Consider the following 8,044-nt stretch of genomic DNA (forward strand, 5'->3'; position numbering starts at 1 on the left):
GCTGGGTTTGTGGCTGGAAAGTGAAGATTACCGGGTACTGAGCAGCAACAATCCGCTGCAAGGTCTGGAGCTTCTGGATCAGGAAAATGTGGATTTGCTGATCACCGATTTACGCATGCCCATCATGGATGGAATGGCAGTCCTTGAAAACGTTCAGTCCCGAGACCCCGATCTTCCGGTTATTTTGCTTACTGCCCATGGCACCATTCCTAACGCTGTAGAAGCCATGCGTGCCCAGGCTTTTGGTTATCTCAGCAAGCCGTTCAGTAATGACGAATTACAAACATTATGCACGGCGGCCCTGGCACAACGCCTCGCTGGCCGTGAACTCAGCAAGTTAAGGGCTGACCTGCGCGCTCAGGCTGGGCAAAGCATCCTCCACCGCAGTCCGGTCATGGCCAGTCTGGTCAACGAAATTACCCGCATAGCCACTTCCCAGGCCAGTGTTTTTCTTTCTGGAGACAGTGGGTCGGGTAAGGAACGTGTCGCCAGAGCTATCCACGAAGCCAGCGCCCGTAGTGACCATCCTTTTGTCGCCGTCAACTGTGGCGCCATTCCCTCCGAACTGGCCGAAAGTGAACTGTTTGGTCACGTCAAGGGGGCTTTTACCGGAGCCACTCAGGACCATATCGGGCTCATTCGCAGCGCTGATCAGGGTACTTTGTTCCTGGACGAAATCGGCGACCTCCCCCTGGCCTTGCAGGTCAAACTGCTGCGGGTATTGCAGGAAGGGACGTTACGTCCAGTCGGAGCAAAAACTGAAATATCCGTGGATTTACGCATCATCAGTGCCACCCATCAGGATATTCATGCGCTGACTGCCAGCGGCGCCTTTCGGGAAGATTTATATTATCGCCTGCACGTCATTCCCCTACGGGTTCCCAGCCTCAGCGAGCGTCCCGAAGACATCCTGCTGCTTGCCCAATATTTTCTGGATCGGGAAAGCCAGCGCCTGGAACGCAATATTCCCGGTTTCAGCCCCGAAGCCATGGACAAACTGATGCAGCGACCCTGGCCCGGTAATGTTCGAGAGCTGGAAAATGCCATTACCTTTGCCGCCGCCGTCACCGAAAAAGGCTGGGTCTCGGGAGAAGCCATTCCCGATGCCGGCCGCCAGGGTGGATCCAGTGCCTTCCCGCCCTTGCAGGATGCCAAAACAGCCTTTGAACGGGTGTACCTTGAAAATCTGCTGCGTGCCACCGATGGTAATATTTCCCGAGCCGCACGTATTGCTGGCCGACATCGCACCGATCTTTACAAGCTCATGCGCAAACATGGTCTGGCCCCGCAACTATTCAAAAACCAGGAGGATCGCGATGAGGCCCCGTAATTATCCACAACTTTCTGGCATTTTTTGTTATGCTGTTGAGGTCTTTGCTAAAACGGGGTCCCAATGACACTGCCAGTACCCGTTCAACCGCCTTCACGTTTTCAGCATCTGCATTTACGCCGCTGGTTTGCCCAGGGCCTGCTCATCTCTCTTCCCATCGGCCTGACCATTTATGTGGTGTTATGGATTGGCGGCTGGCTCAATAACTTGTTTGAAGCACCGATCAAGGCCATTTTCGGAATCGACATCCCCGGTCTGGGACTGCTCCTGACCTTGCTGACCATTCTGGGCGTTGGTTTTCTGGCTTCCCATGTCCTGACCGCATGGATTTTTGACTGGATGAACAAGGCGCTGGCACGAATCCCTGTTCTGCATAGTCTTTACAGCACCATTCAGGAAACGGTGGGATTACTGTTTGGTGGTGCAGACCGGGGCTTTCGCAGTGCTGTACTGGTCCGGCAGGGGGGAGATATGGGCTACATCATCGGGCTGGTCACCCGCGACACCCTGCACGAACTGCCGCACCTCCCCGAAGACTGTGTGGCCGTTTTTATTCCCATGAGTTATGGCGTCGGCGGCTTCACTTGCCTGGTTCCCAGAGACAAAATCATCCCGCTTCCGGACATGACACCCCAGCAGGCTTTACGTTTTGCCATGGCAGGTGGCGTCGGTGGTGGAAAAATACTTCGGGAAAAATCGGAACCCGGCATCCCGCACGAAGCTTCTGAATCCGACGCCGATTCTTCTTCATGAAGCTAAAACGGCCATTGGCCTGGGCGATTTGCAGCGAATTTGACCCGAGCTGTTCATGAAGTCAAACACTTTGCGGGAGGCGGGGTGTGTTCGTTATACTCGCCGCATACCAAAGGAGAACATGTATGGCTGAAGTGCGTAAAGCAGTTTTCCCCGTGGCGGGCCTGGGTACCCGTTTTTTACCGGCCACCAAAGCCAGCGCCAAGGAAATGATGCCGGTAGTGGACAAACCTCTGATCCAGTACGCCGTAGAAGAAGCCATTGCGGCAGGCTGCGATCAGTTGATTTTCATCAGTGGCCGGGGGAAACGGGCCATTGAAGATCACTTTGACGTCTCCTACGAACTGGAAAACGAACTGGAAAAGCGTGGCAAAAAAGCCTTGCTGGAACAGGTACAAAGTATTTTACCCAGTCATGTGAGTACCATTTTTCTGCGCCAGCCTTACCCTCTGGGGCTGGGTCACGCCGTACTGATGGCCAAGCCGGTTATCGGTGATGAACCGTTTGCCGTGCTGCTGGCCGATGATCTGATGCTCGGTGAACCACCTGTATTGGCGCAAATGGTCGAACAGCACCATCGCTATCAGGCCGGCATTCTTGGCGTCGAAGAAATCCCCCGTGAACACTCTACCCGTTATGGAGTGGTAGACGCCCGCCCGTGGGACGAACGTATTTTTCAGGTCAGCGGCATTGTCGAAAAACCCCAGCCCGAAAAAGCGCCTTCCAATCTGGGGGTGGTTGGTCGGTATATACTGCCCGCCCGTCTCTTTCATTTTCTGGAAAACACCCAGAGTGGCGCAGGAGGCGAAATCCAGTTGACGGATGCCATCGCCCATCTGCTCAGCGAACGTCAGGTGCTGGCCTATCGTTTTGCCGGTCAGCGCTTTGATTGTGGTGACAAACTGGGCTATCTCAAGGCCACCATTGCCTTCGGCAAATTACATCCCGAAGTGGGCGCCGATTTTACCGAGTATATGAACAGCCTGTGCCAGAGCCAGGGTAAGGCAGAAAATCCTGAGATTGCTCATGAAGCGTAAGGGTATTCTCCTCGCCGGGGGTTCGGGTACCCGTCTGTATCCGCTGACCCAGGCAGTCAGCAAGCAGTTGATGCCGGTTTATGACAAGCCCCTGATTTATTATCCGCTCGCCACCCTGATGTTGGCTGGAATCCGCGAAATCCAGATTATTTCCACACCCAACGATCTTCCACGTTTCCAGCAGCTTCTGGGTGATGGTCGGCAGTGGGGGATGGATTTTTGCTATGCCGAACAGGCGCATCCTGACGGCCTTGCGCAAGCCTTACTGATTGCCGAAAACTTTCTGGCGGGGAGCCCTTCAGCACTGGTGCTTGGCGACAATGTTTTTTATGGACACGATCTCAGTGAATCCCTGCAGCAAACCAACCGGGCCGATAACGGGGCAACGATTTTTGCCTACCACGTTGCCAATCCCAAGGCTTATGGCGTGGTAGAGTTTGACCGTCAGGGGTTTGCCATTGGACTGGAAGAAAAGCCTGCCAAACCCCGCTCTTCTTTTGCGGTCACCGGCCTGTATTTTTATGATGCAGACGGGAGCCGTCTGGCCCGAGAAATCCGTCCTTCACCACGGGGAGAGCTGGAAATTACCGATCTGAACCGCCTTTATCTCGAACAAAAACGTTTGCATGTGGAAGTGCTGGGACGCGGCACGGCCTGGCTGGATACCGGCACACACGCCGACCTGCTCAGCGCCGGACAATTCATTCGCACCCTGGAAGAACGCCAGGGCCTGAAAGTTGCCTGCCCTGAAGAAATAGCCTACCGCATGGGTTATATTGATGCAGACACACTTACAGAACTTGCCGCCCCACTGAAAAAAAGTGGTTATGGGGAATATCTGCTGCGCATCATTGAAGAAGGTTCTCCGTTTTGATCATTGAAAAATTGCGCATCCCGGAGGTACTGCTCATTACCCCCAAAGTATTTGGCGATGCCCGGGGATTTTTCATGGAAAGCTGGAACCAGCGGCAGTTTGCCGATGCCGGCCTGAATCTCACCTTTGTGCAGGATAACCACAGCCGTTCGCAGCAGGGCGTGCTGCGTGGCCTGCATTATCAGATTCATCAGCCCCAGGGAAAGCTGGTACGCGCTGTTTCAGGTGCTGTTTTTGATGTGGCCGTAGATTTGCGCCGATCATCATCCACATTCGGTCAATGGGTCGGGGCCACACTCTCTGAAGAAAATCAGCAGATGCTCTGGGTACCACCCGGATTTGCGCATGGCTTTTACGTACTGAGCGACACCGCCGACTTTCTCTATAAAACGACTGAATTTTACGCCCCGGAAGCCGAGCGTTGTATTGTCTGGAATGATCCGGATATCGGCATAGACTGGCCCCTCCTCACGCATTCGAAACCCCAGCTGGCCAGCAAGGATGCAGCCGGATGCTCTTTCGCACAGGCGGAAACCTATTCGTGAACCCTTCATTCTCCATGCGAAGAGCGTTATTATCGCCCCCTTTCCTGAGGAGCAGCGGTATCCATGATCATCATTGATGGCGTAACCGAAAGCGGGGGCAAATTTCGTCCCTCAGCATGGGCTGAAATGCTCATAGAAGGGGTAGGACTCGCCCATTTCGGTGCCGACCATAAAATTCATTACTTACCATTGATCGAGCCCGCCAACATTAATGGCAACGCGGCCATCATCATGGATGAAAGCCTGGAGCAACTCCGCCCAGAGGCCTTTGCGGAAATCATGCGCTTTGCCGCCGAAAATCGCTTGCAGGTCCGCCATGAAGAGGGCGCGGTAGCCGATCGGCAACAGGGCAAAAATTCCGGGCATCGCCGGACCCGTCCCGCCCAGCGGCGCCCTTCCTGATGGCAAGTCGTCCTGCCAAATCCAGTCGGCGTCGCTTTGCCTGGGTGCTCGGCGCGGTCATCGTCATTTATGGCATACTGACCGTCATTCTCAGTGTCCATGTCATTGATCAGCAGAGTGGTGCGCGCACTGATTTGTATGTGGCGCTGGAAACTCTGGACCAGATGCATCATGAAGCCATGGCATCAGCCAGCACGCCCACAGAACGCAAAGTCATTGCCGATGCCTGGCGGAATGAACGGGCTTTTGCGGCCAGGTCTCCACAGCAAGCACAGCAGATAGCTGATCAGCTTATCGTCAGCCTGAATCAGGAATATCCGCATAATTCCTGCGGACAAAAAGGATCCTCTTTCGTGGCCGCCTCTGCTCTGCCTCAAGAGCATGCCTGCATGGTCGCGGTGGGCACTCATAATGATCAGGTAACAGTGACGGGCTATGATACCCAGGGCATTGCCATGGACAACTTCTATGAATTTCTTTATGCCCCAACCGGCCGTTCTGACTGAATATCCCGAGGAAAATCCCATGAATGCTAACAGGCCCCTTTGCATAGGTCTTCTGCAAGGAAGCAGGAGCCAGGCATGAGCACCACCTCTTCCAGAAGCAAACGCGTCCTGCTGTTTGGTGCCAACGGGCAGTTAGGCTGGGAACTCCAACGCCACCTCCCTGAATCTGTTGAACTGCGCGCCTTGTCTAGCGCCCAGGCAGATATCGCCATTCAAAAACAGCTAGACCAGGCTGCCGAGGTTTTTCAGCCCGACCTCATCATCAACGCCGCCGCTTATACTGCCGTTGATCTTGCCGAGTCGGAACCGGAAACAGCCTATGCCATCAATCGGGATGGTGCCGTTCATTGTGCAGAGGCTGCCCGTAAACATTCTGCCCGGCTTATTCATGTTTCCACGGATTTTGTATTTGATGGGAGTCAGGCGACCCCTTATCAGCCCGACAGTATCCGTCATCCGCTCGGCGTATACGGTGCCAGCAAAGCTGCCGGCGAGCTAGAGATTGTCCGTATTCTGGGGAGCAATGCGCTCATTTTACGGACCGCCTGGGTATATAGCGCCCACGGTAAAAATTTTGTCAAAACCATGTTGCGGCTGATGTCAGAACGGGACTCCCTGGGGGTGGTTGGTGACCAGATTGGCAGTCCTACCTGGGCGGCAGGTTTGGCGGCTGCCATCTGGCGAGCCTGCGAACAACCGGAATTCAACGGCATTCAGCATTGGACGGATGCCGGAGTGGCCTCCTGGTACGATTTTGCGGTCGCGATTCAGGAAGAAGCCCTGGCTTTGGGTCTGCTCCAGCGTAGCATCCCCATCCTGATGATTCCCGCCAGCGCCTACCCAACCCCGGCCCGCCGCCCCGCCTGCGCAGTACTGGATAAAAGTATCAGCTATGCGGCGTTAGGTGCTGCTCCACATTGGCGTCAGGCACTGCGGCAAATGCTCACCGATACCGATTCTGATTAGACAAGGAAACCCCATGACCGCAACCTCTCCTGCATCGCCCGCTGAAAAACGCCTGCTGGTCACCGGTGCCGCCGGCTTTATTGGCAGCAATTTCTGTCACTACTGGCTGAAGAATCATCCCCAAGGCACGCTGATCGCTTATGACGTCCTCAGCTACGCCGGTAACCGCCATAATCTCGACGGACTGGAAACGCATCCCGATTTTCATTTTGTTCAGGGTGACATCAATGATGCGGCATTGCTTGAAAGCAGCCTGCGTGCCCATGAAATCAATGTCATTGTGCACTTTGCTGCGGAAAGCCACGTCGATCGCTCCATTCATGATCCTGATGCTTTTATCCAGACCAATATCGTCGGCACCCATACGCTCCTCAAAGTGGCAAAATCGCTCTGGCTGGATGGTCCTGAAGGCCCTGTTCCCCATCGTTTTCATCATATTTCCACCGATGAAGTCTACGGCACCCTCGGACCCCAAGACCCTGCCTTTCGCGAAGACACGCCTTATGCGCCCAATTCTCCCTATGCCGCCAGCAAGGCGGGCTCCGACCATCTGGTCCGCGCCTATCAGCATACTTACGGATTACACACCACGACCAGCAACTGTTCCAATAATTACGGACCTTATCATTTTCCTGAAAAACTTATCCCGCTGATCATCGTCAATATTCTTCACAATAAAGCCCTGCCCATTTATGGTGATGGTCAGCAGATCCGTGACTGGCTCTATGTGGAAGATCACTGCCGGGGGATCGCCGCTATTCTTGGTGAGGGCCGGGAAGGCGAAAGCTACAATATTGGTGGTTGTAACGAATGGGCCAATATCGACATTGTGCAACTGGTCTGCCGGAAGATGGACGCATTATTCGCCAGTAATCCCCGCTGGGCCGAACAATACCCCCAGGCCGCCCCGGCACTGGGACGCCACTGCGAGGAACTGATTCAGTATGTTCGTGACCGCCCCGGTCATGATCGCCGCTATGCCATTGATGCGGAAAAAATCACCCGGGAATTGGCTTTTGCACCTGCGGTGGATTTTCCCACCGGCATTCAGCGCACCATCCTCTGGTACCTGGAGCATCCGCAATGGTGGCAACAGGTCATGGATGGCAGTTATCGTCACTGGCTGGATACCCAGTACGGAGCCGACTAAGTCCGGCTTATGCAGATCGACGCACAACCCCCGGATCATCATAACCAGGATGCTGGTTATTGGGATTTCTGATAATTCTTGCGACGGAACAGATCGGTTTTTCGTGAAACCAGACGGTCCAGAAACAGAAACCCATCGAGATGATCCATTTCGTGCTGCACCGCCCGCGCTTCAAAGCCTTCACACTCATAACTACGCTCGCGCCCCGACACGTCCTGAGCCTGCACCTGAATGCGCTCGGCGCGGATAACATTGCCGGTAAAATCCGGGACTGACATACAGCCCTCGCGGCCCACCGCCATGCCTTCCCAGGCCACCAGTTCGGGGTTGATGAGCACCATCAGACCATGGCAATCATCCCCCAGTTTGGGACGCACATCGACGATGACAATACGCTGATGGCGATCTACCTGAGGGGCAGCAATACCGACGCCTCCCGGACCGGCGTACATGGTTTCGGTCAGATCCCCGACAAATTTCT

The 8,044-nt window shown here is 54.7% G+C and carries 10 protein-coding genes; 9 read left to right on the forward strand and 1 reads right to left on the reverse strand.

The window, feature by feature from the left end:
• Position 1 precedes the first annotated feature (1 nt).
• The 9 genes from AC2VLY_RS10690 to rfbB all read left to right on the forward strand — a co-directional run bounded on the left by AC2VLY_RS10690 (position 2) and on the right by rfbB (position 7,563).
• Positions 2-1,330 carry a sigma-54-dependent transcriptional regulator gene (locus tag AC2VLY_RS10690; RefSeq protein WP_486893501.1) on the forward strand — a complete coding sequence of 443 codons (1,329 nt, stop codon included), beginning with the start codon at positions 2-4 and terminating at the stop codon, positions 1,328-1,330.
• 63 nt (positions 1,331-1,393) lie between these two features.
• Positions 1,394-2,083: a DUF502 domain-containing protein gene (locus AC2VLY_RS10695; RefSeq protein ID WP_486893502.1), complete on the forward strand. Its 690-nt coding sequence runs from the start codon at positions 1,394-1,396 to the stop codon at positions 2,081-2,083.
• 125 nt (positions 2,084-2,208) lie between these two features.
• Positions 2,209-3,120: a UTP--glucose-1-phosphate uridylyltransferase GalU gene (gene galU / locus AC2VLY_RS10700; RefSeq protein ID WP_300253338.1), complete on the forward strand. Its 912-nt coding sequence runs from the start codon at positions 2,209-2,211 to the stop codon at positions 3,118-3,120.
• Positions 3,110-3,994, forward strand: a complete 885-nt coding sequence (gene rfbA, locus AC2VLY_RS10705) for a glucose-1-phosphate thymidylyltransferase RfbA (RefSeq protein WP_486922248.1) — start codon at positions 3,110-3,112, stop codon at positions 3,992-3,994. The genes galU and rfbA overlap by 11 nt, the downstream gene beginning before the upstream one ends.
• Positions 3,991-4,539, forward strand: a complete 549-nt coding sequence (gene rfbC / locus AC2VLY_RS10710; RefSeq protein WP_300253341.1) for a dTDP-4-dehydrorhamnose 3,5-epimerase — start codon at positions 3,991-3,993, stop codon at positions 4,537-4,539. Before rfbA ends, rfbC begins: the two co-directional genes overlap by 4 nt.
• 63 nt (positions 4,540-4,602) lie before the next feature.
• The gene (locus AC2VLY_RS10715) at positions 4,603-4,941 is read left to right on the forward strand and encodes a DUF3579 domain-containing protein (RefSeq protein ID WP_193650915.1); all 339 of its coding nucleotides are present in this window, start codon (positions 4,603-4,605) and stop codon (positions 4,939-4,941) included.
• On the forward strand, positions 4,941-5,447 hold the full coding sequence (locus AC2VLY_RS10720) for a hypothetical protein (RefSeq protein WP_193650914.1): 507 nt from the start codon (positions 4,941-4,943) through the stop codon (positions 5,445-5,447). The genes AC2VLY_RS10715 and AC2VLY_RS10720 overlap by 1 nt, the downstream gene beginning before the upstream one ends.
• 75 nt (positions 5,448-5,522) lie before the next feature.
• Positions 5,523-6,413: a dTDP-4-dehydrorhamnose reductase gene (rfbD, locus tag AC2VLY_RS10725; protein WP_486893505.1), complete on the forward strand. Its 891-nt coding sequence runs from the start codon at positions 5,523-5,525 to the stop codon at positions 6,411-6,413.
• A 13-nt stretch (positions 6,414-6,426) separates the two neighbouring features.
• Positions 6,427-7,563: a dTDP-glucose 4,6-dehydratase gene (gene rfbB, locus AC2VLY_RS10730; RefSeq protein WP_486893506.1), complete on the forward strand. Its 1,137-nt coding sequence runs from the start codon at positions 6,427-6,429 to the stop codon at positions 7,561-7,563.
• Positions 7,564-7,619: 56 nt separating this feature from the next.
• Here rfbB and def read toward each other — a convergent pair.
• Positions 7,620-8,044, reverse strand: a 425-nt coding sequence (def, locus tag AC2VLY_RS10735; protein ID WP_486922250.1) for a peptide deformylase, incomplete at its 5' end; no start/stop codon positions are given.

The sequence above is a fragment of the Acidithiobacillus sp. TH-A36 genome, assembly GCF_057473445.1.